The 25,299-nt window shown below is 47.1% G+C and carries 28 protein-coding genes and 1 riboswitch; of the genes, 12 read left to right on the top strand and 16 right to left on the bottom strand.

Annotated features, from left to right (window positions below):
* Window positions 1-92: 92 nt before the first annotated feature.
* The 10 genes from QUA33_RS21130 to gltB form a co-directional block, all read right to left on the bottom strand.
* Entirely contained in the window at window positions 93-521 is a 429-nt protein-coding gene (locus tag QUA33_RS21130; protein WP_333150895.1) for a GNAT family N-acetyltransferase, read from the bottom strand.
* A gap of 801 nt (window positions 522-1,322) precedes the next feature.
* The gene (locus tag QUA33_RS21125; RefSeq protein WP_333150894.1) at window positions 1,323-1,646 is read right to left on the bottom strand and encodes a type II toxin-antitoxin system RelE/ParE family toxin; all 324 of its coding nucleotides are present in this window, start codon (window positions 1,644-1,646) and stop codon (window positions 1,323-1,325) included.
* Window positions 1,636-1,881, bottom strand: coding sequence for a type II toxin-antitoxin system RelN family antitoxin (locus QUA33_RS21120; protein WP_190693299.1), 246 nt, complete (start codon window positions 1,879-1,881; stop codon window positions 1,636-1,638). Before QUA33_RS21120 ends, QUA33_RS21125 begins: the two co-directional genes overlap by 11 nt.
* Before the next feature lie 22 nt (window positions 1,882-1,903).
* The gene (locus QUA33_RS21115; protein ID WP_333150891.1) at window positions 1,904-2,203 is read right to left on the bottom strand and encodes a type II toxin-antitoxin system RelE/ParE family toxin; all 300 of its coding nucleotides are present in this window, start codon (window positions 2,201-2,203) and stop codon (window positions 1,904-1,906) included.
* Window positions 2,200-2,454, bottom strand: coding sequence for a hypothetical protein (locus tag QUA33_RS21110; RefSeq protein ID WP_333150889.1), 255 nt, complete (start codon window positions 2,452-2,454; stop codon window positions 2,200-2,202). The genes QUA33_RS21115 and QUA33_RS21110 overlap by 4 nt, the downstream gene beginning before the upstream one ends.
* Before the next feature lie 143 nt (window positions 2,455-2,597).
* Window positions 2,598-2,846, bottom strand: a complete 249-nt coding sequence (locus QUA33_RS21105; RefSeq protein WP_333150887.1) for a DUF4926 domain-containing protein — start codon at window positions 2,844-2,846, stop codon at window positions 2,598-2,600.
* 62 nt (window positions 2,847-2,908) lie between these two features.
* Window positions 2,909-3,379, bottom strand: coding sequence for a hypothetical protein (locus QUA33_RS21100; RefSeq protein ID WP_333150885.1), 471 nt, complete (start codon window positions 3,377-3,379; stop codon window positions 2,909-2,911).
* 134 nt (window positions 3,380-3,513) lie between these two features.
* Window positions 3,514-3,864, bottom strand: a complete 351-nt coding sequence (locus QUA33_RS21095; protein ID WP_333150883.1) for a DUF5615 family PIN-like protein — start codon at window positions 3,862-3,864, stop codon at window positions 3,514-3,516.
* A complete protein-coding gene (locus QUA33_RS21090; protein WP_333150881.1) occupies window positions 3,861-4,184 on the bottom strand; it encodes a DUF433 domain-containing protein in 324 nt (107 codons plus the stop codon). Before QUA33_RS21090 ends, QUA33_RS21095 begins: the two co-directional genes overlap by 4 nt.
* A gap of 244 nt (window positions 4,185-4,428) precedes the next feature.
* Window positions 4,429-9,015, bottom strand: coding sequence for a glutamate synthase large subunit (gltB, locus tag QUA33_RS21085; protein WP_333150879.1), 4,587 nt, complete (start codon window positions 9,013-9,015; stop codon window positions 4,429-4,431).
* 196 nt (window positions 9,016-9,211) lie between these two features.
* Here gltB and QUA33_RS21080 point away from each other — a divergent pair, with 196 nt between their 5' ends.
* From QUA33_RS21080 to QUA33_RS21050, 7 genes are all read left to right on the top strand, one after another.
* A complete protein-coding gene (locus QUA33_RS21080; RefSeq protein ID WP_333150877.1) occupies window positions 9,212-9,424 on the top strand; it encodes a DUF433 domain-containing protein in 213 nt (70 codons plus the stop codon).
* Window positions 9,425-9,530: 106 nt separating this feature from the next.
* Window positions 9,531-9,857, top strand: coding sequence for a DUF433 domain-containing protein (locus QUA33_RS21075; protein ID WP_333146890.1), 327 nt, complete (start codon window positions 9,531-9,533; stop codon window positions 9,855-9,857).
* Window positions 9,858-9,860: 3 nt separating this feature from the next.
* Window positions 9,861-10,202, top strand: a complete 342-nt coding sequence (locus QUA33_RS21070) for a DUF5615 family PIN-like protein (protein ID WP_333150875.1) — start codon at window positions 9,861-9,863, stop codon at window positions 10,200-10,202.
* Between the two features lie 117 nt (window positions 10,203-10,319).
* Window positions 10,320-10,649 carry a hypothetical protein gene (locus QUA33_RS21065; RefSeq protein WP_333150873.1) on the top strand — a complete coding sequence of 110 codons (330 nt, stop codon included), beginning with the start codon at window positions 10,320-10,322 and terminating at the stop codon, window positions 10,647-10,649.
* Window positions 10,650-10,973: 324 nt separating this feature from the next.
* On the top strand, window positions 10,974-11,393 hold the full coding sequence (locus QUA33_RS21060; RefSeq protein WP_333075032.1) for a cupin domain-containing protein: 420 nt from the start codon (window positions 10,974-10,976) through the stop codon (window positions 11,391-11,393).
* A gap of 139 nt (window positions 11,394-11,532) precedes the next feature.
* The gene (locus QUA33_RS21055) at window positions 11,533-11,862 is read left to right on the top strand and encodes an iron-sulfur cluster assembly accessory protein (RefSeq protein WP_333070615.1); all 330 of its coding nucleotides are present in this window, start codon (window positions 11,533-11,535) and stop codon (window positions 11,860-11,862) included.
* Window positions 11,863-12,031: 169 nt separating this feature from the next.
* Window positions 12,032-12,604, top strand: a complete 573-nt coding sequence (locus QUA33_RS21050) for a Uma2 family endonuclease (RefSeq protein ID WP_333150897.1) — start codon at window positions 12,032-12,034, stop codon at window positions 12,602-12,604.
* Window positions 12,605-12,740: 136 nt separating this feature from the next.
* Here QUA33_RS21050 and QUA33_RS21045 read toward each other — a convergent pair whose 3' ends face one another.
* From QUA33_RS21045 to atzF, 6 genes are all read right to left on the bottom strand, one after another.
* Window positions 12,741-13,739, bottom strand: coding sequence for a glycosyltransferase (locus QUA33_RS21045; protein WP_333150872.1), 999 nt, complete (start codon window positions 13,737-13,739; stop codon window positions 12,741-12,743).
* 105 nt (window positions 13,740-13,844) lie between these two features.
* On the bottom strand, window positions 13,845-15,059 hold the full coding sequence (locus tag QUA33_RS21040; RefSeq protein ID WP_333150869.1) for a response regulator: 1,215 nt from the start codon (window positions 15,057-15,059) through the stop codon (window positions 13,845-13,847).
* 216 nt (window positions 15,060-15,275) lie between these two features.
* Window positions 15,276-15,506, bottom strand: coding sequence for a membrane protein insertion efficiency factor YidD (gene yidD / locus QUA33_RS21035; RefSeq protein ID WP_333100292.1), 231 nt, complete (start codon window positions 15,504-15,506; stop codon window positions 15,276-15,278).
* A 149-nt stretch (window positions 15,507-15,655) separates the two neighbouring features.
* Window positions 15,656-16,597, bottom strand: a complete 942-nt coding sequence (gene truB / locus QUA33_RS21030) for a tRNA pseudouridine(55) synthase TruB (RefSeq protein WP_333150867.1) — start codon at window positions 16,595-16,597, stop codon at window positions 15,656-15,658.
* A 256-nt stretch (window positions 16,598-16,853) separates the two neighbouring features.
* Complete coding sequence (locus QUA33_RS21025; RefSeq protein ID WP_333150865.1) at window positions 16,854-17,603, bottom strand: calcium-binding protein; 750 nt, start codon at window positions 17,601-17,603, stop codon at window positions 16,854-16,856.
* Window positions 17,604-17,643: 40 nt separating this feature from the next.
* Window positions 17,644-19,458, bottom strand: coding sequence for an allophanate hydrolase (atzF, locus tag QUA33_RS21020; protein ID WP_333150864.1), 1,815 nt, complete (start codon window positions 19,456-19,458; stop codon window positions 17,644-17,646).
* 607 nt (window positions 19,459-20,065) lie between these two features.
* A riboswitch (guanidine-I (ykkC/yxkD leader) is annotated at window positions 20,066-20,220 on the top strand.
* Window positions 20,221-20,364: 144 nt separating this feature from the next.
* On the opposite strand from atzF, the gene QUA33_RS21015 reads away from it, so the two are divergent.
* From QUA33_RS21015 to QUA33_RS20995, 5 genes are all read left to right on the top strand, one after another.
* A complete protein-coding gene (locus tag QUA33_RS21015; RefSeq protein WP_333150862.1) occupies window positions 20,365-21,432 on the top strand; it encodes an ABC transporter substrate-binding protein in 1,068 nt (355 codons plus the stop codon).
* Window positions 21,433-21,540: 108 nt separating this feature from the next.
* Window positions 21,541-22,392 carry an ABC transporter permease gene (locus QUA33_RS21010; RefSeq protein ID WP_333150860.1) on the top strand — a complete coding sequence of 284 codons (852 nt, stop codon included), beginning with the start codon at window positions 21,541-21,543 and terminating at the stop codon, window positions 22,390-22,392.
* Between the two features lie 188 nt (window positions 22,393-22,580).
* Window positions 22,581-23,357 (top strand): ABC transporter ATP-binding protein, encoded by a 777-nt coding sequence (locus QUA33_RS21005; RefSeq protein ID WP_333150858.1) that lies wholly within the window; start codon window positions 22,581-22,583, stop codon window positions 23,355-23,357.
* A 292-nt stretch (window positions 23,358-23,649) separates the two neighbouring features.
* Complete coding sequence (locus tag QUA33_RS21000) at window positions 23,650-24,381, top strand: urea amidolyase associated protein UAAP1 (RefSeq protein WP_333150856.1); 732 nt, start codon at window positions 23,650-23,652, stop codon at window positions 24,379-24,381.
* Between the two features lie 77 nt (window positions 24,382-24,458).
* Window positions 24,459-25,100: an urea amidolyase associated protein UAAP2 gene (locus QUA33_RS20995; RefSeq protein WP_333100284.1), complete on the top strand. Its 642-nt coding sequence runs from the start codon at window positions 24,459-24,461 to the stop codon at window positions 25,098-25,100.
* The last annotated feature ends 199 nt before the right edge of the window (window positions 25,101-25,299 follow it).

Genomic DNA, 25,299 nt, shown 5'->3' with positions numbered 1-25,299 from the left:
CTATTTCTTGGAGATTTATTTTGATCTTCTGCTGTTCTTCTGGGGTCATGCGAACTTGGATTATGGTAATTTATTTGCTTTCTATTATGCCATCAACTTAGCCAGACAATTGTCTGAGTATTTATACTGATTGCCAAAGTGGGATGCTCCCGTTCAAATTCCTGTTTTTGGTGAAACATTAGGGAATGAGTATTAGCTATTGGCTGGGTAACAATAAACAGCGAAATAAATGAATTTGGAAAAAGTTGATAAATTTCTTTATACATAAATCGAGCAACACCTCTACCCATCCAATCTACCTTTGTTGCTACTCTTTCGAGATAAAAATGCCGATCGCTTGTGACTCTTTTCTTAAAAGCCTCATCTTTCCAGATAATTTTATCCAACATTTCCTCAGAGATTTTGGGTTGTGATATAGCCACAAATCCTAGAATTTCCCCATCGGTTTTAGCTGACACAAAATATCTGCATGAATTATTTAAGCTTTTGACAATCTCATCTTCAGTAATTTGTGTTAGCAAAAAGCCGCGCTCGATCGACGTATTTTGACCGCGCGCATTAGAATTGTGAATATTGATTATCGCCTGTATGTCCTCTCGAGCGGCTTCTCTAAAAATTAGATATTCCATTGCATAGTGTGTAGGAACTAGGACAAGGGGCTGTAAGCCCCTTGCTACATGAGTAGAATTCTACCGCACCACCCTAACTGCCACCACTGTAGGCCACATCGCGAGCATTTTCTTCAAATGTAGCCGTCAGCGCATCCTCACCGCTCAAACCCGATGCGATCGCCGTAGTCCGGTATTGGCAAAGCCAAGGAATTACCCAAGTTGCTGAGGTGTATTTTTGCTGTCATACATTTGCGATTTTAACGCTCAGGTTTATCTATTCTAAGAGCTAGATATAAATCGCATACCAGATTTAGTTTTGTAAATATTTTAGGGGCGATCGCCTTCGGACAATATCATGACTGTAGGTATGTCTGCACTTGTGGGCGATCGCAAATAACTTCCAGGTAGCCTCGCAACTGCTACAGTGTTGCCCAACAAATCGAATAACTCAACGCTCTAAGCTGTTTCTAGCCTCTCAAGGTGGGTGAAATTAAACTTAGCCGTATATTAGTTTTTCAAGTAGATACTTGGACTCGATCGAGTTCAAAAATTCTTGATTCATAATTCTTCGGATTCGGGAAATTGTTGCTCATATTGGTCTAGAATTTCTCGAACTGTTTCGGCGGCGATGTCTGATAGGTCTGATTTAGAATAGATAGTCACCAAAACGATCGAATCGCTAGTTTTGAGGTAATACAGCAATTTCCAGGTTTATGGAGTACGGTTGCAAGGGTTTGTCAACCATTTTGGTAAGTGTTTGGGATTAAGGTGTACTCTATTTGCGTGGAATATGCTGTAAATAGCACGGTAGCCGGCGCTTTTGCCTTTTTGAATGTCGCTGTTCTTAATTCTGACTTTGAAAATTTCGTACTCCATTCCCGGAATGCGATCGCCCGGAAGTTCCCCCGCTTGAAGTTGTTCGATTACAGGCTGAATGTCGTTGCGAATGTTGCGATAGCGTTTGGCTAAAGTTCGCAAGTCTCGTTGAAATCGGGGGGTGAGTTCAATTTGGATCGGTTGTCGCTCAATTGTCATCAATGCCGTCCCACAGTTGGGACAAGGGGAGAGTTTGTCCGGTAATTGCCTCATGGAAGCCTTGCTGAAGCCCTTCGAGGACAGTTTCAGTGGGGTCATCATCCGGATCGATGTCAGTGTCTTCCGGCACTAAAACAATAATCCGAACGTGGCTGTGGCTTACAATAGCAAGGGGTCGATCGATACAAAGCATCCCTCGATCGTCAATTTTTCCGGTGGTTTCAATCGCTTTCATAATATAAGAAACTCGATACAGTTCACTCAGAGAATAAATTTTCTAAATCTCGGTAGCCGCTAACAACCCGCAGAACTTCAATTCCTGCTTCGATCGGACTGTAGAAAATCAGGTAATCATCGATCGGAAAACTCCGTACATTTTCCATTAACTCATCGCGATTCCGTCCCATACTCGGAAACTGCGAGAGCGTTTGACACTTATCGTTAATTCTGTCCAGGAAGCTTTCTGCTGCATCGAAACCGCTGCGATCGGCAATATAGTCCATAATGCTTTCTATGTCCCGACTTGCCGGAATTGTAAATCTACAAATCCGATTCATATATCTGCTTGCGTGCGACGTTGTTGTAGCTTTAAGCGCAAACTCCGAAACATATCTTCAGCATCAATTACTTCACCCCGTCCGGCCGCATCCATTCCCAGACGAATTTCTTGTTGCAGTTCTTTGAAGCGTCCTTTATAGATATGTTCCCATTTATCGGACTGCAAGAATTTGATGAAAGCTAAAACTTCTTGTTGTTGGTCTGGCGATAAGACCTTCACATTTTCCAAAATGGCTTGTTCGACGGTCATAATTATTCCTTTTTTTTATTGCTATTCTACAATCTAGTAACAACATTATATCAAACGGGTGGCTTGACAGCAATTTAGGGGTGACTTCAATTAGATTAGTTTGGGATACTCAGTTAGTTTATCCATTGTACTATTTCCTCTACTTACGCAGCAAAACTATTAACCAGTCTAACTGTAGGTCTGTCTGCACTTGTGGGCGATTGCAAATAACTTCCAGGTAGCGTCGCAACTGCTATAGTGTTTCCCAACAGATCGAAAAACTCAACGCTATAACCTGTTTCTAGTCCTTCAACGTGATGCTGTTCTACAACAGTACCGATATCGCCGGCATAAAGTCCTTCTTCTGGAAGGTTGCACAGCAAGATGACATCTGAATAAAGTTGATAGTTCATATTTTTGTTATTTTTATAACAAGCTAGTTTGAGCATTGTACAGCTAAATCACATCTCATACTTTAGTCATTCAAAAAAGCATTAATAACTTCTGTTATTCTTGTCAAATTATCTTTGTCTGTACTTGGGTTTGCTAATGAAACTGTATTTCTTCCTTGTCTAATACTAACTACAATATCCCAAAATTTATCGCTATTTAGTCCACCAAATCCTACTAAGCTAACCGCTGAAATGTCCGAAATCGGAAATTCTTGTCGGTTATTCCATAAAATACCTCGTCGAATTAACAAAAGTTGATTGACTGTCTTATCAAATATAATAGAAGCCACACTACTTCTTATAAAAGTCAATATACTAAATCCGAGGAAAACTATTGATGCTAGGGCTACTTGGTTGCTGCTGTCAGGCATAGTGCTTATATAGGCATAAGCAAAAGCAAGACCAGCAATCAATTGTGCCGATGCAAAAAACCAAGCAGTGAATGGTTTAGCCTCTAGTTGCAAACGGGTTTGAGTCTGTTCAACAATCTTCATTTTTGCTTAATCATCTAATAATTTTAGGCGAGCGCATGGGGGTTCAGAAACCAGGTTTGTCACCAAAATCTCGGTGAGGATGATTAAACTACTTAAATTGTATCTGAAATTTATCAATGGCGACCTAGCATACTTTATAGAGGTAAGTATGCAATACGATTAACCCAGTCTTCGGCTTCAGATGTTTGCCATATCTTGATTAGATGGTTGATTGCTTCGCCTATTGGGAAACTTTGCAACACAATAATCACTCCCGAACTGGTTTGAGTCGCTGCAAATTCAGCAAAGTATCTTGGCATGGTTCTTTTGTCGTGAGAAACGAGAACTCTACCGTCTTGGGCTACAAAATTCAATACTTCCAAATCAGTCAAACCAGTTAAATTTGATACGTTTGATGTTTGAAAATCAAGAGTGGGTTCGCGTCTCACAATACCCGTCACAATCGCTTGGTTCAAATCTGCATCTGCTTGAAAGCGAATCTTCATAACTGGCTGGTGCGATCGCTGTAGAGTTTTTGATAAAGTAAGGAGTTACTTTCCCTTGCTTGCTGTCTCAAGGTTTCAAATAGTTGTTCTCCCTCGAATAAATAAGCATCAATGGCTGTGCGGTTAGCAAGGTAGAAGGAAATCCCGCCATAAACTTCTTCTAGCGTCAGCACGGGGAATGATTGAACGATACTTTCTGGGGATTGTCCCGCCAGGAAAGCATAGACAATTGAATCTAAAGAAACGCGCTTCCCAAGGATGCGGTAGCAACCATCTTGTTCTTCAACGTACTGTTTTGCTGTTAATATTGCTGCACTCATAGTTTACCTACTTTCATGCTCGTTACTCGTTCCCAAACAGAGCCCATTGGTGACAACTTAAGACTGAAACTCACAATAAATATCGCTTTTATACAAAGTCTAGATCCCCCTAAATCCCTCTTAAGAAGGGGGACTTTGAGAAGATTTCTTGTCCCCCCCTTATTAAGGGGGGTTAGGGGGGATCTAGACTCCGACACAAACAAGAAAGACCCTTGCTAGATGAGTAGAATTCTACCGCAGAACCCTAGCTGCCGCCAATTCGGGCGACATCGCGAGCATTTTCTTCAAAAGCAGCCGTCAGCGCATCATCACCGCTTAAACCCGATGCGATCGCCCTTTCAATAGCCTGCAACACCCGCTTGTAATCCCTCGGCATCACCTTCACAAACACCGGCACCATCTCATCCCACGCAGCCAAAACCTTCGATGCTTTCGCACTTCCAGTCAAATCGACGTGAGTTTGAATTAACTGCCGCAAATCGCTAATTTCCTCAACATCCTCCAATTTTTCCAAATCCACCATCGACATATTGCAGCGAGTAGCAAAATCCCCCGCTTCATCCAAAATGTAAGCAACGCCGCCACTCATACCCGCTGCAAAATTGCGCCCGGTTTCGCCCAAAACTACAACTTTGCCGCCTGTCATGTACTCGCAACCGTGATCGCCCACACCTTCAACTACCGCATTCACGCCGGAGTTACGCACCCCAAAACGTTCGCCCGCTATCCCTCGGATGAAAACCTCGCCGGATGTCGCGCCGTAAAGCACTACGTTACCGACAATCACGTTTTCTTCCGCGACAAAGGTAGAAGCTGGCGACGGATACAAGATGATTTTGCCGCCGCTGAGCCCCTTGCCCAAATAGTCGTTAGCTTCGCCTTCGAGCTCCAGGGTGACACCCTTGGGCACGAATGCCCCAAAGCTTTGCCCAGCGCTGCCTTGGAAGTGCAGGTGCACCGTGTCATCCGGCAAACCTTCCCAGTGGCGTTTGGTGATTTCGTTGCCGAGAATCGTGCCGACAACGCGGTTGACATTGGTAATCGGCAGTTTGGCGTGCACCTTTTCGCCGTTTTCGATCGCACCTTTGCACAAATCCAACAACACAGTCATGTCGATCGACTTTTCTAAACCGTGATCCTGCGCCATCTGACAGTAGCGCCCCACCTCCGGCCCAACTTCCGGCTGATAAAGGATTTTCGAGAAATCCAAACCCTTAGCCTTCCAGTGTTCCACAGCTTGCTGAGGTTCCAAAACATCAGTCCGCCCCACCATTTCATTCAGCGTGCGGAAGCCCAACTGCGCCATAATTTCCCGGACTTCCTGCGCGACGAAGGTCATAAAGTTTACCGTGTGATCGGGGTCGCCGGTAAAGTTTTTCCGCAACAGCGGGTCTTGCGTCGCCACGCCCACCGGGCAAGTGTTCTGGTGGCAAACGCGCATCATGATGCAGCCCAATGTCACCAGCGGCGCGGTCGCAAAACCGAATTCCTCAGCACCAAGCAAGGCAGCAATTGCTACATCGCGGCCGGTTTTCATTTGACCGTCAGTTTCCACGACAATCCGGCTGCGGAGATTGTTGAGTACCAAAGTTTGGTGAGTTTCCGCCAGTCCCAATTCCCAAGGTAAACCGGCGTGTTTGATCGAAGTTTGCGGCGAAGCGCCGGTTCCGCCGTCGTAGCCGGAAATCAACACGACATCGGCGTGGGCTTTCGCAACCCCGGCCGCGATCGTCCCGACTCCCACTTCCGACACGAGTTTGACGCTAATCCGCGCTTCCCGGTTGGAATTTTTCAAGTCGTGAATCAATTCGGCCAAATCTTCGATCGAATAAATGTCGTGGTGAGGAGGAGGCGAAATCAATCCCACACCCGGAGTCGAGTTCCGCACCTTGGCAATCCACGGGTATACTTTTTTACCAGGCAACTGTCCGCCTTCACCGGGTTTTGCGCCTTGCGCCATCTTGATTTGCAGTTCCCGCGCTTGGGAAAGGTACAAGCTGGTAACGCCGAAACGCCCGGAAGCAACTTGTTTGATCGCGCTGTTTTTCGAGTCGCCGCGATCGTTCGTCCAAGTGTAGCGATCGGGATCTTCCCCGCCTTCACCGGTGTTCGATTTGCCACCAATGCGGTTCATCGCTACTGCTAGCGATTCATGGGCTTCTTTGGAAATCGAACCATAACTCATCGCCCCAGTTTTAAAGCGTTTGAGAATAGATTCGATCGGTTCAACTTCCTCAATGGGTATCGATTCCCGCTGTTTGAATTGCAACAAACCGCGCAAGGTAAAATGCTGCTGGTTTTGTTCGTTTACCAGCCCAGAATACTGTTTGAAAAGCGTATAACTGCCATCGCGCACCGACTTTTGCAGCGCGTGAATTGTCTGCGGACTAAACAAATGCGCCTCGCCTTCTTTCCGCCACTGATATTCGCCGCCCACATCGAGAGTATGTCCGCTGGAAGGGCGGTCTGGGAATGCGTGATTGTGGCGTAAAATTGCTTCTTGGGCGATGACTTCGAGGTCTACCCCTTCAATCCGCGAGGCTGTCCAAGCAAAGTATTTATCGACTACGGATTTGTTTAAGCCGATCGCCTCAAAAATCTGCGCGCCGCGGTAACTTTGAATTGTCGAAATCCCAATTTTCGAGGCAACTTTCGTCACGCCTTTAGTTGCGGCTTTGACGTAGTTTTTGCAAGCTGTTTTGTACTCGACATTTAGCAGCAATCCTTCGCGGATCGAATCGGCGATCGTCTCAAAGGCCAAATACGGATTAATCGCGCCGCAACCGTATCCAATAAGTGTCGCAAAGTGATGCACTTCGCGCGGTTCGCCGGATTCGAGCACGAGTCCCGCCCGCGTGCGCGTACCTTTACGGATCAAGTGGTGGTGCAGGCCCGCAACTGCCAGCAGCGCTGGAATTGGGGCTTTGTCGGGACTGATACCCCGATCGCTCAAAATGAGGATATTCACCCCGGAGGCGATCGCGCTGTCTGCTGCTGCAAAAACCTCTTCTAAGGCTTGTTCAAGACCTTTTACTCCGCTTTTGGGGTCAAACAAAATCGGCACGGTGACGGACTTGAAATTGCCCTCATTTACGTGTTGGAGCTTAGCTAATTCTTCATTGCTGAGAATTGGCGTTTTCAGTTCAATCAAATGACAGCTTTCCGGTTCCGGTTTGAGCAAATTGCGTTCAGCGCCGATCGTAGTTTCGGCAGAAGTTACAATTTCTTCGCGGATAGAATCGATCGGCGGATTGGTAACTTGAGCAAACAACTGCTGGAAGTATTCATAAAGCAGTTTTGGCCGATTGGAAAGCACCGCCAGCGGCGTATCTGCACCCATCGCGCCGACAGCTTCCACGCCATCTTTCGCCATCGGTGCTAACAGCAACCGCAGTTCTTCAAAGGTGTAGCCAAAAGCCATTTGCCGCTGCAATAATGTTTCGGGATGAGATTCTGCTACTGCAGGGGCATCTTTCAGTTTGGCGATTTCGACCATGTGCTGGTCGATCCACTGGCGGTACGGGTGTTCTGTGGCGATTTTGGTTTTAATTTCCTCGTCAGAGACGATGCGGCCTTCCTCGGTATTTACCAGGAACATCCGCCCCGGTTGCAAGCGACCTTTTGATACAATTCGTTCTGGGGCGATCGGCAAAACTCCGGCTTCCGATGCCATAATTACCAAGTCATCTTTGGTAACGCAGTAACGGGAAGGGCGCAAACCGTTGCGATCGAGCACGGCCCCGATCGAAGTACCATCGGTAAAGGCGATCGAAGCCGGGCCGTCCCAAGGTTCCATCAAGCAAGAATGGTATTCGTAGAAAGCTTTTTTCTCGTCACTCATGGACTCGTGGGCTGTCCAAGGTTCCGGAATCATCATCATTACAGCGTGCGGCAAAGAACGCCCGGCCAAATTCAGCAATTCCAAAGCATTGTCAAAAATCGTCGAGTCGCTGCCTTCGATATTGATTAAATTGGGGATTTTCTTTAAGTCATCGCCGAATAGTTCCGACTCGAACAGCGATTGCCGCGCGTGCATCCAGTTAATGTTGCCGCGCATCGTGTTAATTTCGCCGTTGTGAGCGATGTAGCGGTAAGGGTGCGATCGTTCCCAACTCGGAAAAGTATTGGTGCTGAAGCGCGAGTGGACCAGGGCTAGAGCGCTTTCCATGTCGGGGTCGTGCAGTTCGGGATAGTAATCGCCGACTTGCACCGGCATTAACATACCCTTGTAGACGATCGTCCGGCACGAGAGTGTGGAATTGTACCAGTAGGGGTCTGTGTTAGTCCTGCGGATGGCGTTGTGAGCCCGTTTGCGGATGACGTACAGTTTCCGCTCGAAAGCCGCCTCATCAATACCTGCGGCGCGCCGGAGGAACACTTGCTGCATGAAGGGTTCGCTAGATTTGGCGGTGTCGCCGAGGGACGAGTTGTCGGTGGGCACATCGCGCCAGCCCAGCACTTCCTGGCCTTCTTCTGCCGCGATTTGCTCAAAAATGCGTTGGCCGTTTTCGCGTTCAGTTCGATTTGGCGACGAGTAAATCGCGCCAACGCCGTACTCGCCGGCTTCGGGAAGTTCGATGTTTAGGGCCGCCGTTACTTTCTTCAGAAACTTGTGGGGTACCTGCATCAAAATCCCCGCCCCGTCTCCGGTGTTGGGTTCGCAGCCGCACGCGCCCCGGTGGTCGAGGTTCAAGAGGATTGTCAGTGCCTGCTCGACAATTTCGTGGGATTTGTTACCTTTCATGTGTACGATGAATCCGACTCCGCAAGCGTCGTGCTCGAACTGCGGATCGTACAGACCTTGCTTTTGTGGCAGTCCGTTACTGTTCATTTTGATGCTCCTGTCAAAGTGCCGAAAAGATGTTGATCTAGAGTACATGGTGGGATGCCGATCGCTCTAGTATCATGTATTATATGTGTATCTACTCAATTGGGTAGATGCACCAAAAAATCGAAGCTTATTCGATCCGAGGAAAAAAATAGTTAAAGCCGATAAATTAACTATGGAACCCGGAGGTTAAAGATTTATGCTTAAATACTCTTCAATTATTAGCGCGTCTCCTGAGATTATGGGTGGCACCCCAGTCTTTGCTTTTACTAGAGTTCCAGTACAAACACTTCTGGATTATCTGAAAGCAGGAGAATCAATTGATGATTTTTTGGATGGATTTCCAACTCTGACTAAAGAGCAAGTTATCGGCTTGCTGGAAGAGGCTGAAAGACAGCTTGTTGGTAATTAGATGATAAATTGATATTGGGATTTTTTTTTAACCGCAGAGAGCGCAGAGAGCGCAGAGGAAGAGAAGAGAAGAGAGAGATTAGTAATAATGATTGAGATTGTAAAAAATGACACTGAAAGAATTAGAAAAACAACTCTTAGCCTTAACTCCCAGTGAAAAAACTCAGGCAATACAGCTATTAGCTCAAAGTTTAAGCAATACCTGGCAAGGAATTGAAAAAACTCCCGGCGTGTGTGGCGGCGATGCTAGAATTGCGAAGACTCGCATACCTATTTGGTCGATGGTAAATTATCGCCTTCTGGGTGCAAGTGATGTGCGAATTTTGCAAGACTTTCCTCATTTGAGTGCAGCAGATTTGGCAAATGCTTGGGCTTATGCTGAGGCACACCCAGAGGAAATTGAAGCAGCCATCGCTAGAAATGAGGAAGATTAACAAATGGTGCGTCTTTATGCAGATGAAAATTTTCCACTGGTAATCGTGGAATTACTGCGAATTTGTGGTCACGATGTTTTGACAGTGCAGGAAGCTGGAAATGCTGGACTGGGGATTCCTGATGAAGATGTGTTAGCTTTTGCTATTAACCACAATCGAGCTGTTTTGACGCGCAATTGGGATGATTTTAGACACCTACACCGTTTGCAATCCGATCATAAAGGTATCATTATTTGCAAAGAAGATTTGAATATTGAGAGACAAGCTACACTGATTAATGAAGCTATTTCTACTGTCGAAAATCTCACAGGTAAATTGATTCGGGTAATTCGTCCACCACAGTGAAAACAAGCTGAGTGCTCAACAACTACCCCAGCAGATTATAATCGACCTTAGAGAAGTATTAGCATTAGCCACAAAAGTCGAGTCGCCATAATCTCCCGACAAATATACCGATTCCCTATGCAGTTTTTTTCAACCGCTCAATCCTCGATCGCCCATCAACCCTATAATAACTTTATGGCGTGGTTAGTGCGACTGTATCCTCAGCGTCTGGGTGACATCCTCCACCAGCATTTTGCCTTCTCATCCGCGCTGAACCTTTCTGAAAAATTGCAAAAAGTCGATCGACTCAAAGCCTGGTTGGATAGCTTTCGTCCGCTTTCTCCCACGCTGGTTGCAGAATTGAAAAAACTCTACGACGTTCGCTTTACTTATCACTGCTTCACAGAACTTAGCCAAACTTATTCAAGTCTAACTATTCAACCAGGTTTCATCCCAGAGGGTCTCTAACCAGATGCTAGGAGTTTTGCAGCAGCAGTCTCAAGAGCTGGATTAGGATTCACCTTTAATCAATATTCAAGAACCAGCGCCCTTTCTATGAAGATTTGATGTAGATTGGGGCGATCGATCTAATAACAGGTGACAACACCTATGTTGGTTTTGCTATGGTTGTTAAGGCAAGTCGATCGGGCTGAGCACAACTCTTGCAAAACTCTACAGTCGGCTAACCAGTCCCCGCAGGTGGGCTTCGATTTTAACTATAGATTAGTTAATCTCAAAAAACAACGTCGTTTACCAAAGGATTCAGCAAGCAATCCTCAAGGAGTGAAAATCATGGTTCAGATTCAAGAAATTTCTCAAGTATCTACCCTGCACGCACCTGCAGCACCCAACGCAATAGCCGCTACAGAATTGCGGCCTTGGGGCTCATTTACGACTCTAGAAGAAGGCCCAGGATATAAAATTAAGCGGATCGAAGTTAAGTCTGGACACCGCCTCAGCCTGCAAATGCACCACCACCGCAGCGAACACTGGATTGTGGTTTCAGGTACTGCAAAAGTTACTTGTGGCGAAACTGAACAAGTTCTGTTTACAAATCAGTCTACCTACGTTCCTCAGTGCACTTCTCACCGCCTGGAAAATCCGGGAGTTATCCCCCTGGTTTTAATTGAGGTGCAGAATGGCGAATATCTCGGAGAAGATGATATTATCCGCTTTCAAGACGATTATGCTCGTAATGAAAAGGCTAAGTAACTCACGTTGCTAAAAATATAGGGGTAAGGTGCGCGGCCGGGCGCACTTTACATTCTCCGGGTAAGGTAGACGCCTAGGCACATTCTACATTTTCAAAACTCAACATTACTTCCCAATTACCAATTAGCAATTACTCATAATGATTCATCTGAGCAAAACAGCAGCAACAGAAGTAACGCGCCTCAAGTCGAAGCATCCGAACCCCAATGCTTTATTTCGTCTGGGCGTGGAATCGAGCGGCTGCTCCGGTTTGTCTTATACAATGGCATTTGACGATGCGCCAGCCCCAGAAGACGCTGTATGCGAGTCCGAGGGAATTTCCGTTGCGATCGACCCCCAGCACTTAAAATATCTCAATGAACTCACCTTGGATTATTCAGAAGACTTGATGGGCGGAGGTTTCCGATTTCACAATCCAAATGCCGCTCAAAGCTGTAGCTGCGGCAACTCCTTTTCTGCTAAGGAATAACCAACCTGTAGGGTGCGTCAGTTGCAGATAATTATTCAATCTAAAATCTAAAATCTAAACTCGATTGACTCACCTTACAAATTCATAAATAACCAATATGATATAGGCTGCGTCAGTTGCAGATAATTATTCACTCTAAAATCTAAAATTTAAAATCTAAAATCGTATGATGACACTCAAAGACTTAGAAAAAGTCCAAAAAACCTTCAAAGAAGCCGGTCAAGACTACCAAGTTGAACTAGAAAGCGGGAGAATTATCATTGTGGGCCCGTCAGATATTGTATCTAGCGAAATAGGTGTAATTTTCAGTTGGCTGCTCGCCAATTGGGTTTATCCCCGCCGTTTGGGTCGAGTTTTTGACTCCGCAGGCGGCTTTATTTTACCTGATGCTAACCTTACAGCACCTGATGTTTCTTTTGTCCGCGCCGCACGTCTCAGGCAAAGTCCCCGTTATTTCGGAGAATTAGTCCCAGACTTGGTAGTAGAAATTAAATCACAGAGCGATCGCATTAAACCGCTAGAAAAAAAGATTCATAATTTCCTAGAACTCGGAGCGCAAGTAGGAATTTTGATCGATCCAGATGAAGAAACTGTAACAGTTTATCGTCAGGAAGGTGAACAGATTGTGTTGGGAAATGAAGATATTTTGACTGTCCCCGAACTTTTCCCTGGTTGGGAATTGCCAATTGCTGAACTATGGCCGCCAATTTTTACTGAAGCAGAAACTCAAACTGAAGCCTAATAAAGTTTATGCAGGTTTTACATGGCCAGAAATGCGAAAAGCCTCTCTTTTCTTCCTCTGTGTCCTCTGCGCTCTCTGCGGTTAAATAATTCCTATGCAACCGTAAACGATATGAGTGCAATGGAAAAGCTTTCAATCAAGCTGGCGTACCGAGAATAATCCACTGCATTAACTGCTGCCACTCGGCAGATTGAGCTAATAAATCTGCATCAAATTCATTTCCCGCATCCTGCGAAAACTCGGCGAAAGCTTCCGCCCAATTAATTACTGTTTCCACCGGCAAATAAGGCGTATAATTCCAAGAACGCTGCAAAAACTCTACCATCTCAACAGAATGACCGGTGCGGTACAAATACCAAGCAATCCAAACTAAGGTACTGTACTTAATTTGCTTTTCCAACAATCGTATTTTATCCGGCAATTCGGGGCGGGAAAAAAAATTGTCCATGACTGCCGCGAGGGATCTAGCCTGCGGTAAACCTTTGTACATGGCGCTTTGTTCGTGCTGGCGGTAGCAAACAGTTACTTGCTGCAACCACTCTGCTTCGCATCCCATTAAGGCTAAACGCAGCACTAAATCTGTATCTTCCGCCGGGGGAAATCGAGGATCAAATCCGCCGGCGCGCTCTAACCACTGACGGCGAAATACCATCGCGCTGGGTAATACTGGTTTCCACCGCAGCCACATTTCTAAGTCTAATTTAGGTACATTTTGCCAGGGTTTGACATCTTTTAGCGGTTCGCCTATACTATTAACTAGACGCCAGCCGCTGTGAACTATTCCTAGATTTGGTTTCGCTGCAAATACAGCCATTTGTGCTGCTAATTTGTCGGGGAAAAAGTAGTCGTCAGCATCGAGAAAGGCGATGAATTCTCCTCGCGATAGCTTTATGCCGTGATTTCTGGCAATCGAAACTCCTTGATTTTGTTGGTAAATGTAGCGAATTCGATCGCCATATTTATCTAAAACGAATTTGGTATCGTCTCTGGAGCCGTCGTCTACGACAATAATTTCCCAGTTAGTATAGGTTTGGTGCAGAACGCTATCTACGGCTTGGCCGACGTAAGCAGCGCAGTTGTAAGCCGGAATTACTACGCTCACCTGCGGGGTGCGATCGATCGTAACATTACTCATAATTAATTATCTTAAATTCGATTGCGTCTCTATTTTACAATGAGCTTAGGGTGCGTCAGGAACTGACGCACCCAGTAAGGGCTTCTTGTGTTCATTAATTTGGGGTCAAGAATTTGCCAAGGAAAGTTGGTGCGAGTTCAGTAAATCATGGGGGCGAATTGCCAAAGGGTAGCGATCGCCTTTTACCTTCAAATACTTGTCAGCTATTTGCAAAACCTGTTCGCGATTGGCTGGCTTGCTCAAAAAATCCGAAGCACCTGTCAATTTCGCTCGCGTGCGGTCAATTATACCGTCTTGACCGGTCAAAAACACGATCGGAGTTTCCCGAAAAGCCGGTGTCTTCCGCAAAAAATTGCACAAAGCAAAGCCGCTTGTCTTCGGCATCACCACGTCCATAAAAATTAAAGCAGGCTTTTGTTTGGCAAGGATACCCACTCCCTGCATTGGGTCTTGAATTTTTAGGACTCGATATCCCTCCGGCAACAAAATTTGCTCTAAAAATTCGCATACTGTCGGACTGTCATCGATACAGGCAATCAAAGGGCGACCCGGCCCTGCAATAGCTGCGGCCAGGCGCCACTGTTCTATAGGCGACGGCAAGTCTGGTACTGTTCGGAAATTTACTAAACCCTGCTTGATGTAATTAACTAAAGCGCGAGTTGCCACTGTCACGCACTGCTTTTTCTTAAATGCTATATCCCAAAGAGTATTCTCGCCGTTGAATACGTTACCCAAAGCGATCAAAGAATTAGAACTAAATCGATTTTGCTGCAACTGAGCCGACGGTTTTAAAAGCGGTGCTTGTTCTGGATCTACCAGCCACAAACCCATTGCTTTCCACTTCTGCCAAATTTCTTCTGTACAACACAGAACTTTCTCTACTTCTGTTAAAGACAGCAGCAAAGAAGAGGTAATTGTAGAAAAATATTTCTGGGACGGACGCCACTCCCGGCGCAAACCCGATTGACCGATCAGAGCAAATAACACTTCCGAAAGGCTGGTCTGGACGATCGCCCTAGCTTGTTCCAGACTCATTTCGCTGGCTGCTATCCCTCGCTGAAGCAGTTGATATTCCCACAGTTCTCCAGCATCGAGGTCTCTGAGGTCCACATGAAAGTTTCGACAGTGTTGCCCGATCGCCCTGTACCAGCGCCTCGATCTGTGCGCTCCTCCCGTGGCATAAACCAAACTACCCTGAAAAAAGTAAAGCTGCCACTGTTGTTCCCCTTGCTCTAACAGCAGTTTCCCCGTTGCTTGTTTCTGGCTGAGTACAGCCAGAGTATGGGACAACATTTTGTATCCGATTGCGGTAGCAGACATATCAACTCGCATCCCCTGTACTCTGTTTGTACCATTATATAGCTGCTGAGTTTTGAAAGATAACAGTGATATTACTGAATTTGGGTTAATAAAAACCACTAATTATGCGAATTTAACCCCATCAGGGAGTGATTCCCCTCGGTAGTTTTAGCCAGTAGGATGCTACGCCTATTTGCCCTATTAACTAATAACTAAAATTCGGCTTCTAACTAATAACTAATTGCCCTCGCTATCTTGGGGAGGTACTGGATCGTAACCCCCTGGATGAAAAGGATGACAGCGCAAAATCCGCTTAACTGCCATCGAACCGCCGCGGGCGGGCCCAAATCTTTCTATTGCTTCGATCGCGTATTGCGAACAAGTTGGCTGAAATCTACAGGCGTTAGGCAGGTAAGGAGAAATCCCCATTTTGTAGCCTCGGATTAATCCGATCAGCAATATTTTCACAATTTTTACCTCAGCGATTGATTAGATTAATAGGCTAATCTCGTCCCGTACCGCTGTAAGCTAGGTGCATCGAGAGCATTCCCAGCGGTTAGAGTTATGCCAATTTTTCCTGTACCAATTATACCTATTTTCATTTTTATTTTAGATAGCTACAGCACAATTTGAGGAGATAATATGGTACTTGTCTCTGAGTTTGCTACTTGACCGATACCTAAAAAATTACCGTCTCGATCGTACACCTGCAAGGGATAGGGAGGTTGGGGTATTGGGTTGTCGGGGGGATTGTTCCTACTGTCCTCCTCTCCCCCGATCGGCGTTTCGGGAATCGGCAGGCGCTGTCCTTGAAACCAGCGTTTGGTATATTCAGGGGAAAGGACGATCGCCCCTAAATGTCCCAAAACCGCTGATGGCAAAATTGGGGAGAATTTATTTTCCTGCAATAGCAGTTCCAATTGTTCAAAACTGAGGCTTTCCTCGATCGAAAAACCGCTACTTTCGGTGCGAGTCAAACAAGCCAAAGTACCGCCTGCATTCAACACCGCGCCCAAATCCCGCGCGATCGCCCGAATGTAAGTACCCGCCCCGCAGGCGATCGACAAATCCAATTCAGGAAAATCCCCCGGCCGCCAATCCAATATTTCCAGCCGGAAAACCTCAACATTTCTAGCAGCAACTTCCACAGTTTCGCCTTTTCTAGCTAACTCATAAAGGCGTTTTCCTCCCACCTGAACTGCACTAAAACTAGGTGGAAATTGCTCGATTTTTCCTATAAATTTTGGCAGTGCAGCTTGCACTTTTTCCAAACTCAACTCTGGCACCGGTCGAGAATGGATAATTTCTCCTTCTAAATCGTCAGTAGCAGTAGTTAAGCCAAACCGAATTGTGCCTCGGTAAGCTTTATTGTGTTGGAGATATTGCAGCAGTCTGGTTGCTTTGCCCAGGGCGATCGGCAAAACGCCAGTCACAGCAGGATCGAGGGTTCCTCCGTGTCCGACTCGCTTGAGTTTCAATAGCCGGCGCACTCGCCCCACGCAGTCGTGAGATGTCATGCCGGCAGGTTTGTTGAGATTGAGAAAACCGTCAGTAGTCATTAGGAAGTTCGGCAACGGATTTTGTAACGGATGTAACGGATATAACAGATGTCAGGAAGAGGGAAGATGGAAGATGGAAGAGGGAAGATGAAAAGTTTTGAGATTGCTTTATTTGGGAACGCTAAAGCTTACGTTACTCACAACGCGAAAGCGGCTTTGAGTTAAAAAGTTCAACATTGAAAACTTAAAACTACAAAGTACCCGCCAGCCCAATTATTAATTCCCAATTCGCAATTCGCAATTCCCCAATACCCAATTAAAGAATAAAGTCTGCCTGACTGATAGAACCGCGGGCAACTCCGAATAAAGTAGCGAGAGTTTCCTTGGTGTTTGTAAGCTGAATAATTGTACTCGGCGAAGTTCCTGTCCCAGCGGAAATGGTGAGTTCGCCAAAGGTGAGGCCGGCAGTCAAGCGAATTTGATCGATGCCATCAGTAAAGTCTGTAATCACATCCCCGTCTGCCAAACGCCCGATCGCAAAAGTATCATTTCCGGTGCCACCAGTTAAAGTATCTCGGCCGCGATCGCCCGATAAACAGTCATTGCCGATGCCACCAAACAGCGAGTCATCGCCGGCACCCCCAAAAAGCGTGTCATCGCCCGCGCCTCCCAACAAAGTATCGGTGTCTTGGTTGCCAAACAGCAAATCATTGCCATCGTCGCCCAGCATGGAGTCAGAACCTTTGCCACCGTAGAAAGTATCGCCGCCGGCGCCGCCCAAAACGCTGTCGCGGCCGGCACCGCCGAACAGCAAATCATTGCCAATGTCGCCCAGCAGTGAGTCATCGCCGTCGCCGCCGTAGAGGCTATCGTCTGCGCCTAAGCCCAAAATGCTGTCAGGGCCACCCAAACCAAATATCAAGTTAGCGCCCGCACTACCTCTGAGGGAGTCGGGGCCGCTGGTGCCGCGAGTGCCGCCAGGTGTCCCTCCGGGACTGGTACCGCCGCCGGTGGGGGTTGGGGTTGTGACTGGGGGAATTGGTCGAATTGGCACTGATGATGGCATGATTCTGAAGATGGGTAGAAATTTGCCATTCTAACTTAGCTTAAAACCGGAAGTTATAAGCTCGCCAACCGCCGAGATCAGAAATATCGATCGCACCCGCCACAGCATAAGATTCGCACAAAAAGCCCTGCACCGTGGAGCCGTCCTCCAACACCAGCGTACCAATTCCCAGCGGCGGGGGAATTTTAGCGACAAATCCGCCGAAAGCCGCGATCGACAACTCCCAAACTTCCACCTCGATCGCGCTACCGCCCTCTATCTGACGCACCAATCCCGGCTTGCCCAGAGCAGTACCCGTCAAAGCGTACAGCTTGTAAATCGGGCTGGTACGGCAGGCGCGAACCAAAACGCCTCCCCCCTCGATTAGTTGATAATTCAGCGGCTCACCGCTCAAATGAGCGCCAACCACGGCTATTTTGACTCGTTCTTCTGAGGAAGATTTGGCTGCGATGGCGGGTTCCGGGAGGGTTGGCAGCGGCAGGCCGGTTGCGCCCAAAGTTCCCCCCAAGCTAGCGTGGAAAGCAGATCCCAGGCGGCAGAGCGATAAATCGTGCCACGCAGGAGCCATCAGTGTCAATCCTGCGGGCAATCCGCTGCTTTGAAACCCGCTGGGAACTGCGATCGCGCACAAATCGAGCAAGTTCGCAAAGTTCGTGTAGCGCCCGAGATTGGTGTTGAGCGCGATCGGCTCGGCTGCAACTTCTGCGACAGTATAAATCGTACCAGCGGTGGGTACCGCCAACACATCCATTGACTGCCACTGAATTTCTGCCTGTTGGCGGAGCTCTGCCAACCGGTACGACGCGCGGTAGGCAGAGACGGCATCGTAGCGTTTGCCGCCGCTGATAATTTCGTAGACGACTGGATCGATATCCTCTGGGTGCGCGTCGAGGAAATCGCCGATCGCGGCCAACCTTTCTGCTACCCAAGGCCCGCCGTAGAGCAGTTCGGCAGCATCTGCAAAGGGTTTGAAGTCAATAGGTGCGATCGTGCAGCCCAATGATTGCAAGCGCGCGAGAGCCTCTCGGTAGCGCTGTTCGGCTTCTGCATTCCCGAAAAATTCGAGTTCGCCTTGGACGGGAACTCCCACCCGCAAGCGGGATAAATCAGGCAAAACTTTCGTTTCAGGGTGGCGAGAAAACGCATCCTCAGCGTCAAAACCGCTGGCTACTTGCAGCACGGAGGCCGCATCCGCACAGGTGAGAGCGAACACAGAAACGCTGTCGAGCGATCGCACTGCCGGCAGCAGGCCGCGAGTGGCGATCGATCCGCAACTTGGCTTCAGCCCGACAATGTTGGTAAAAGCAGCGGGAACCCGCCCCGATCCTGCGGTATCGGTACCCAGAGCAAAACTCACCAATCCGGCCGAGACTGCTGCTGCGGAACCGGAACTCGATCCGCCCGGGATGTAGCGCCGATCGAACGGATTGCGACAAACTCCATAAGGCGTGCGGGTTCCCACTAATCCTGTGGCAAACTGATCCATGTTTGTTTTGCCGATCGCGATCGCACCTGCCGCGCACAGGCGCTCTACGACTGCGGACGATCGCGCTGGAGTGCGAGCAAACGCAGGACATCCCGCCGTAGTCGGAACGCCCGCCCAATCGAGATTATCTTTGATCGCAAAAGGTATTCCGTAGAGCGGCAATTGTTGCGGGTCTAGGTTTTCCAAGGCTTTGGCGCGTTCGAGGGTTTCCGCCAGCGGTGCTAAATAAATCCATACTGCCGGATCTGCATAGCGTTCGATCCGATCGTACACGCTGGCGATCGCATCTGCAGGCGCGATCGAGCCGGTGCGGTAGCGATCGAGCAGCGTATGAATGTCGAGACTCTGACTGTAGTTAACTTTTTCCATTATGCACCGTCAGTCGATTTTAGATTTTAGATTTTCGATTGAAGATTTGACTTCACAGGCTGTGTTTGGCGAGCGTTATTACTCACCGAAGAGTACCATTCTCAAGAACAGGCAAGATGCCTGTTTCACAAAGAGTGTATTTCTTTCTTCTTGTGGGGTGGGCAGGAGAACCCGCCCATAAAAGGCTTATTGAGAATGGTGGAACATCTCAGTTATTACAAATAGAAAATTAGTTTACCGCATTGTCGATCGTACTCGCATCCAGTTAGCGAGCGCTCGAAGTATTTCTCAAGAAATCTTCAACCCTAGCCTTGCGGGTTTCGTCTTTTTGTGCAGGGAAACTTCGCCATTTCCAATCACCCCGCCTCATCGCCCGGTTTAATATTCCCAAAATTTTAATTTAACAAATCCGAGAAAAACGGTTTTTTGTAACATTTTACACATTTTCGCATCAAGTTTGCTGTTACGGTTTGAAACAGAGTAATCTAGTAAGATTGCACGCTACAGTATGCTTACCTTTCAAAAAGCTAAGTGCATTGCTGTTACCAACAGTCTCGAATAACTCCTTGGGTTGCAAACAGGACTTATACAGACAAAAAACGAAAAATTTAACCGCTTCTAGGGTTCCGATTTGAATCAGTTTCTAAATCAGCTTAGAAAGTTCAAGTGCTGGTCCGAGAGAAGCAGACTGGTCATCCCAATATTTTATTAATTTTAGGGAAACACTAGCCAGTTACACGGCGGGATAAAAGCCCGGGAGAAACGCGATCGGTCATCAAGACTCGGTTCGTTAGCTCTCGGGCTTTATCCTTATATATCAGGGGGGTTTGCGGAAGCTAACGAAGCCGAAGAAGGTGCAAAAGCTCGATCGACATATTCACATCTAACCAGCAACGAGAATATGCTATGAATATCCGATATTGCTCCCCCAAAATAACGCGATCGCCCTTATCCTACTGCGCCCTATTTTTCATCACCTTGTTTTTCGCAGTCGGCTGCGTCAATCCGGCAATTTATATCAAAACCACGACTGAAAGCGAAGCAGCTTCTTCAGTAAGTTCTGATGCAGTTAGCCTCGGATTCAGCGCGTGGCCCGGCTGGTTTCCGTGGCAAATTGCCAAAGAACAAAAGATATTTGAAGCCAACAATGTTGCTGTAGACTTAAAATGGTTTGACGGCTACTTAGAATCCATCAGCACCCTCACAGCAGGACAGATAAATGCTAACAGCCAAACCCTCGGCGATACCGTAAACTCTATATCAGGCGGCGCCGACCAAGTAATTGTTTTAGTCAACGACAACTCGACGGGCAATGACAAAGTGATTGTCGCCGAAGGCATCAATTCGGTTGCAGATTTAAAAGGTAAAAAAGTTGCAGCAGAGGAAGGTACAGTCGATCACTTTTTATTGCTGTTAGGGCTGAGAAAAGCAGGTTTATCAGTGCAAGATATTCAATTTGTACCGCTGGAAACTGGCAAAGCGGCGGCGGCTTTCGTCGGAGGACAAGTCGATGCGGTGGCAGTATTTGCGCCGTTTACCACGCAAGCATTAAAACGACCGAACAGCAAGGAACTGTTTAGTTCAAAAGATTTTCCGGGGGCGATTTCCGACCATTTGGTATTCACGCGAAAGTTTATCGGCGAACACCCAGATCGAGTGCAAGCCCTGGTCAATTCATGGTTTGCAACATTGGAATACATGAAATCAAATAAAGAGAAATCTTACGAGATTCTCGCCAACCGCGCCGGAGTTAGCGTTGAAGAATACAAAGAATATGAAAACGGCACTAAGATATTTACGGTTGAGGAAAACTTGAAAGCCTTTCAACCGGGAAATGACATGACATCATTGCAGTTTGCCGCGGCAGAAATGACGAAATTCCTCGTCGATGTCAATTTAGCCAAAACCCAACCCGATATCAGCACATTATTTGACGATCGCTTTATAAAAGCTTATGCCGAAGGTAGAAGCTAGAAGGCAGAATATAGGATTTTGCAGACACAAGAAAATTTCAAAAATATTCCTTTTTAAAAGCCCCAAAACCTACTCAAATTACTCGCTAAACCCTTCTGCAATTAAATCATGCCACTAAATCCCGATCGCCGATCGATCCAATCCCACCTCAAGCAAAAAAGCCTAAATCCCACCGTTTTCTGGCGGATTGCGGAAGAGATACCACAACCCCTCAATATTGGGTTAACGGTAACATCGATCGCACTGCCGCTGCTGCTGTGGTGGCTAGTAACAACCTTCGCCAACGTAGACCCCAAATTTTTGCCTTCACCCGGCAAAGTTGTAGAGGCATTTGGTCGGCTGTGGAACACTCGCGAACTTTTAAAAGACACGGTAGCGAGTTTGTGGCGGGTGGGAGTGGGCTTTCTGTTCGCCTTGGTTTTTTCCATACCAATTGGCGTGCTGATGGGCAGTTTTCCCAGTATTCGCGCCTTGCTGGAACCCATGTTCGGCTTGATGCGATATATGCCCGCACCAGCGTTCATTCCCCTATTAATTCTCTACTTGGGAATAGGCGAAGAACCCAAAATAACGCTGATATTTATCGGCGTCTTTTTCTTCAATTCGCTGATGGTGATGGATACAGTCAAGTTTGTTCCCAAAGACTTGATCGAATCTACTTATATGTTGGGCGGTAATCGCTGGGAAATCCTAACTCAAGTTATTTTTCCCCACGTTTTGCCGGGAATTCTTGATGCTAGCCGCATCAACCTAGCTGCGGCTTGGCAATTGGTAATCGTCTCGGAATTGATTGCGGCAACCGAAGGCTTAGGCCGCCGGATCAGCGTCGCCGGTCGATTTCTGCGAACCGATGAAATTTTTGTGGGGCTGATTGTCATTGGGGCGATCGGACTGACTTTTGACTTGCTTTTTCAATATCTGCTGCGGGTTTCTTGTAAATGGTCAAGTCAGAAACAGTAAGCAGATGTTGAAGGAAGAAGGAAGTTCGGCAACGGATTATGTAACGGATGTAACGGATGGAAGATGGAAAAAGGCAGTGCTATCAACCTCAAATTAAAACCCACGCTCGATATCGTTTTTAGTCCTAAAATTTACCGATTTTGGGACTAGAAAATAAAATTTTTACTGACAATACAGAGGATAAACTCATGTTTCTACAAATCAACAATCTGCACAAAAACTTTGAAACTAAAAATGGTAAATTAGTTGTCCTCAAGGACATCAACATGAGCATCAAGCAAGGCGAATTTATCTGCGCGGTAGGCGCATCCGGTTCGGGCAAATCTACTCTGTTGAGGCAGATTGCGGGATTGGACAAGCCGACAACAGGGGAAGTGAAAATTGACGGCAAGGAAGTTGTTTCACCTGGGCCGGATCGAGGTATGGTATTTCAGCATTACACTCTTTATCCTTGGATGAACGTGCAGGAAAATGCCGAGTTTGGCCTCAAACTTCAAGGCGTTTCCAAGAACAAGCGGCGCGAACAAGCGAGCTATTATTTGAGTGTGGTAGGATTGACGCAGTTTGCTTCGTCGCTACCGAAGGAATTGTCCGGCGGGATGAAACAGCGGGTGGCGATCGCCCGCGCCCTCGCTTCTGAACCTAAAGTATTATTAATGGATGAACCTTTCGGCGCATTGGATATCCACACTAAAGAATCTATGCACGAATTCATGCTGGATTTGTGGCGCCGCACTCAGATTACAATCTTTATGATTACCCACGATGTCGAAGAAGCGGTGTTTCTTTCCAATCGGATTTATGCTTTGGGCGCTCGTCCCGGTACAGTGAGAAAGGAAATGTCGATTAATTTGCCCGATCGCACTCCCAGCGTTAAACGCCACGCCAAATTCCACGATTACCGCGACGAACTCATGGATTTGATGCGGAAACACGGACAGGAAGCAGTTGCAATGGCTGCTTAAATAGAAATAGGTTTGTAGTTGCACTTTTTGCACCTGCACCAAGAGTTTAACTGCCAATCTAAGTAAGTGGAAACTTAACATCTTGCACCATTGTCAATTACCTATTTAGGAACGGGCAAGATGCCCGTTCCACAAAACTCAATTTTATTGTGGAACGGGCATCTTGCCCGTTCTTAAGAATGGTGCAAGATATCAGTGGAAATAAATATTACTTTGGGAGAGGGCGGGTTTTGCCACTACAGAATACTATTGTTGGTTTCGCTGACCCCCCCAAATACATCAAGAGGAACTTATGGTGCAACTATCATCCATCGACCCAAACTCACAAATTGATTCAAGCCTCGTATTAATCGAAGAAACCGTACCGGGCGGCGCGTACTGGTCGGGAGTAATCAAGCGGGAAAACACCCTGCGAATCACCGATTTAGAAGGCTCTCGCGGCGTTTCCATGCTGTGCTACAACGCCGACAATGCGATCGAACGTTTCAACGCAGCAGACACCGCCAAAATTCAATTCAACGCCTTTCTCAAACAAGGCATGGCGATCTACACAGACATGGGGCGCATCCTATTTTCCATCACCCAAGACACCTCCGGCTGTCACGATTTGCTAGGAGGATGCAGCAACGCCATTAGCAATGCCAAAAAATACGGCGAAGGAGACTGGAAAAACTCCCGCGACAACTTTCTCAAAGCCCTAAGTCGGTGGGGATTGGGCAAAAAAGATATCATGCCAAACCTCAACTTATTTACTCGCATTGCCGTCAAACCAGACGGCACGATGGAGTTTCGCGAAGGCTGCGAAAAACCGGGAAGTTTTATCGATTTGCGAGCCGAAATGAACGTATTGACAATTATCTCTAACTGCCCCCACATCCTGCATCCGGGTGCAATTTACGATCCAAAACCCATCCAAATTCAGATTGTGAAAACCCCCGCACCCGCACCAGACGACTTGTGCCGCACCGCCAACCCAGAAGCCGTGCGCGGGTTCATCAACACCGATGCTTTGTTCGTGCAATAAACCCGATTCCACAACTCAACTTTGTCCGCACCAATCGGCGGTAAAAAAATCTGCAATTCCATCACAAAAAGTGAACCATGACTGCAACCACCCAACAAACTCTCGATCCAGAAACAGCAATTTACAACGAAGTCTTACCCGCCAGACATCCCTGGTCTCGCGTCATCAAAAAAGGACAGATTCTCCGCATTGTAGATTTAGGCGGAAATCAAGCAGTAGATTTTCTAGTTTACAATGCCGATGACCCTTCCGAACGCTACAGCGCCCCCGATACGATCGTCAATCAAGGCAACATCTTTGTCACTACAAACAGCCAACTCATTTCCAACGAAGGGCGAGCCATGATGACCATAATTGCTGACTCCTGCGGGCGGCACGATACCTCCGGTGGCGCCTGTAGCTGCGAGAGCAATTCGGTGCGGTTTGGACTCGATAAAAAATACCAGCACGCCTGTGTAGAAAATTTCCTCGCAGCAATTCTTCCCTACGGTTTGGGCAAGCGAGATTTAGTCAGCAATATCAACTTCTTTATGAATGTTCCGGTTAGCGAAGATGGCACGCTAGAAATTGTTGACGGCATCTCCGATCCGGGAAGTACAGTTGATTTGCGAGCCGAAATGAACGCGCTAGTTGCTATTTCTAACTGCCCGCAAATGAACAATCCTTGCAATGCTTACAATCCTACCCCGATTCAGTTGATTGTTTGGGATTCCGTGTAAATAGTTCAATATTACAGTTCAGTTAGTAGGGTGCGCACTGCGCACCTTACCTAGAGCGCATTCAACCATTTTTTTGCTGTTTGGGATGCGGTGTAAATAGTTCAATACTACTGTTCAATTAGTAGGGTGCGCAGTGCGCACCGGTGCGCACTGCGCACCCTACTGAACACCCGTGCGTAAGTCCTCAATTACAAATTAA

The sequence above is a fragment of the Microcoleus sp. Pol14D4 genome, assembly GCF_036701245.1.
Lineage (GTDB): Bacteria > Cyanobacteriota > Cyanobacteriia > Cyanobacteriales > Microcoleaceae > Microcoleus.
Note: the sequence above shows the minus strand (reverse complement) of the source record. Positions and strands in the feature narration are given on the sequence as shown.

Excerpts from the sequence above, each read along its gene's own strand:
- QUA33_RS21075 (WP_333146890.1), top strand. The coding sequence starts at position 9,531 with ATGACACTGAAAGAATTAGAAAAACAACTCTTAGCCTTAACTCCCAGT.
- QUA33_RS21125 (WP_333150894.1), bottom strand. The coding sequence starts at position 1,646 with ATGACAATTGAGCGACAACCGATCCAAATTGAACTCACCCCCCGATTT.
- QUA33_RS21120 (WP_190693299.1), bottom strand. The coding sequence starts at position 1,881 with ATGAAAGCGATTGAAACCACCGGAAAAATTGACGATCGAGGGATGCTT.
- QUA33_RS21045 (WP_333150872.1), bottom strand. The coding sequence starts at position 13,739 with ATGAGTAATGTTACGATCGATCGCACCCCGCAGGTGAGCGTAGTAATT.
- QUA33_RS20995 (WP_333100284.1), top strand. The coding sequence starts at position 24,459 with ATGACTGCAACCACCCAACAAACTCTCGATCCAGAAACAGCAATTTAC.
- QUA33_RS21010 (WP_333150860.1), top strand. The coding sequence starts at position 21,541 with ATGCCACTAAATCCCGATCGCCGATCGATCCAATCCCACCTCAAGCAA.
- QUA33_RS21025 (WP_333150865.1), bottom strand. The coding sequence starts at position 17,603 with ATGCCATCATCAGTGCCAATTCGACCAATTCCCCCAGTCACAACCCCA.
- QUA33_RS21015 (WP_333150862.1), top strand. The coding sequence starts at position 20,365 with ATGAATATCCGATATTGCTCCCCCAAAATAACGCGATCGCCCTTATCC.
- QUA33_RS21040 (WP_333150869.1), bottom strand. The coding sequence starts at position 15,059 with ATGTCTGCTACCGCAATCGGATACAAAATGTTGTCCCATACTCTGGCT.
- QUA33_RS21115 (WP_333150891.1), bottom strand. The coding sequence starts at position 2,203 with ATGAATCGGATTTGTAGATTTACAATTCCGGCAAGTCGGGACATAGAA.
- QUA33_RS21100 (WP_333150885.1), bottom strand. The coding sequence starts at position 3,379 with ATGAAGATTGTTGAACAGACTCAAACCCGTTTGCAACTAGAGGCTAAA.
- QUA33_RS21070 (WP_333150875.1), top strand. The coding sequence starts at position 9,861 with ATGGTGCGTCTTTATGCAGATGAAAATTTTCCACTGGTAATCGTGGAA.
- QUA33_RS21005 (WP_333150858.1), top strand. The coding sequence starts at position 22,581 with ATGTTTCTACAAATCAACAATCTGCACAAAAACTTTGAAACTAAAAAT.
- gltB (WP_333150879.1), bottom strand. The coding sequence starts at position 9,015 with ATGAACAGTAACGGACTGCCACAAAAGCAAGGTCTGTACGATCCGCAG.
- QUA33_RS21090 (WP_333150881.1), bottom strand. The coding sequence starts at position 4,184 with ATGAGTGCAGCAATATTAACAGCAAAACAGTACGTTGAAGAACAAGAT.
- QUA33_RS21050 (WP_333150897.1), top strand. The coding sequence starts at position 12,032 with ATGACACTCAAAGACTTAGAAAAAGTCCAAAAAACCTTCAAAGAAGCC.
- QUA33_RS21105 (WP_333150887.1), bottom strand. The coding sequence starts at position 2,846 with ATGAACTATCAACTTTATTCAGATGTCATCTTGCTGTGCAACCTTCCA.
- QUA33_RS21055 (WP_333070615.1), top strand. The coding sequence starts at position 11,533 with ATGATTCATCTGAGCAAAACAGCAGCAACAGAAGTAACGCGCCTCAAG.
- QUA33_RS21095 (WP_333150883.1), bottom strand. The coding sequence starts at position 3,864 with ATGAAGATTCGCTTTCAAGCAGATGCAGATTTGAACCAAGCGATTGTG.
- QUA33_RS21110 (WP_333150889.1), bottom strand. The coding sequence starts at position 2,454 with ATGACCGTCGAACAAGCCATTTTGGAAAATGTGAAGGTCTTATCGCCA.
- truB (WP_333150867.1), bottom strand. The coding sequence starts at position 16,597 with ATGACTACTGACGGTTTTCTCAATCTCAACAAACCTGCCGGCATGACA.
- QUA33_RS21060 (WP_333075032.1), top strand. The coding sequence starts at position 10,974 with ATGGTTCAGATTCAAGAAATTTCTCAAGTATCTACCCTGCACGCACCT.
- atzF (WP_333150864.1), bottom strand. The coding sequence starts at position 19,458 with ATGGAAAAAGTTAACTACAGTCAGAGTCTCGACATTCATACGCTGCTC.
- QUA33_RS21000 (WP_333150856.1), top strand. The coding sequence starts at position 23,650 with ATGGTGCAACTATCATCCATCGACCCAAACTCACAAATTGATTCAAGC.
- QUA33_RS21080 (WP_333150877.1), top strand. The coding sequence starts at position 9,212 with ATGCTTAAATACTCTTCAATTATTAGCGCGTCTCCTGAGATTATGGGT.
- QUA33_RS21065 (WP_333150873.1), top strand. The coding sequence starts at position 10,320 with ATGCAGTTTTTTTCAACCGCTCAATCCTCGATCGCCCATCAACCCTAT.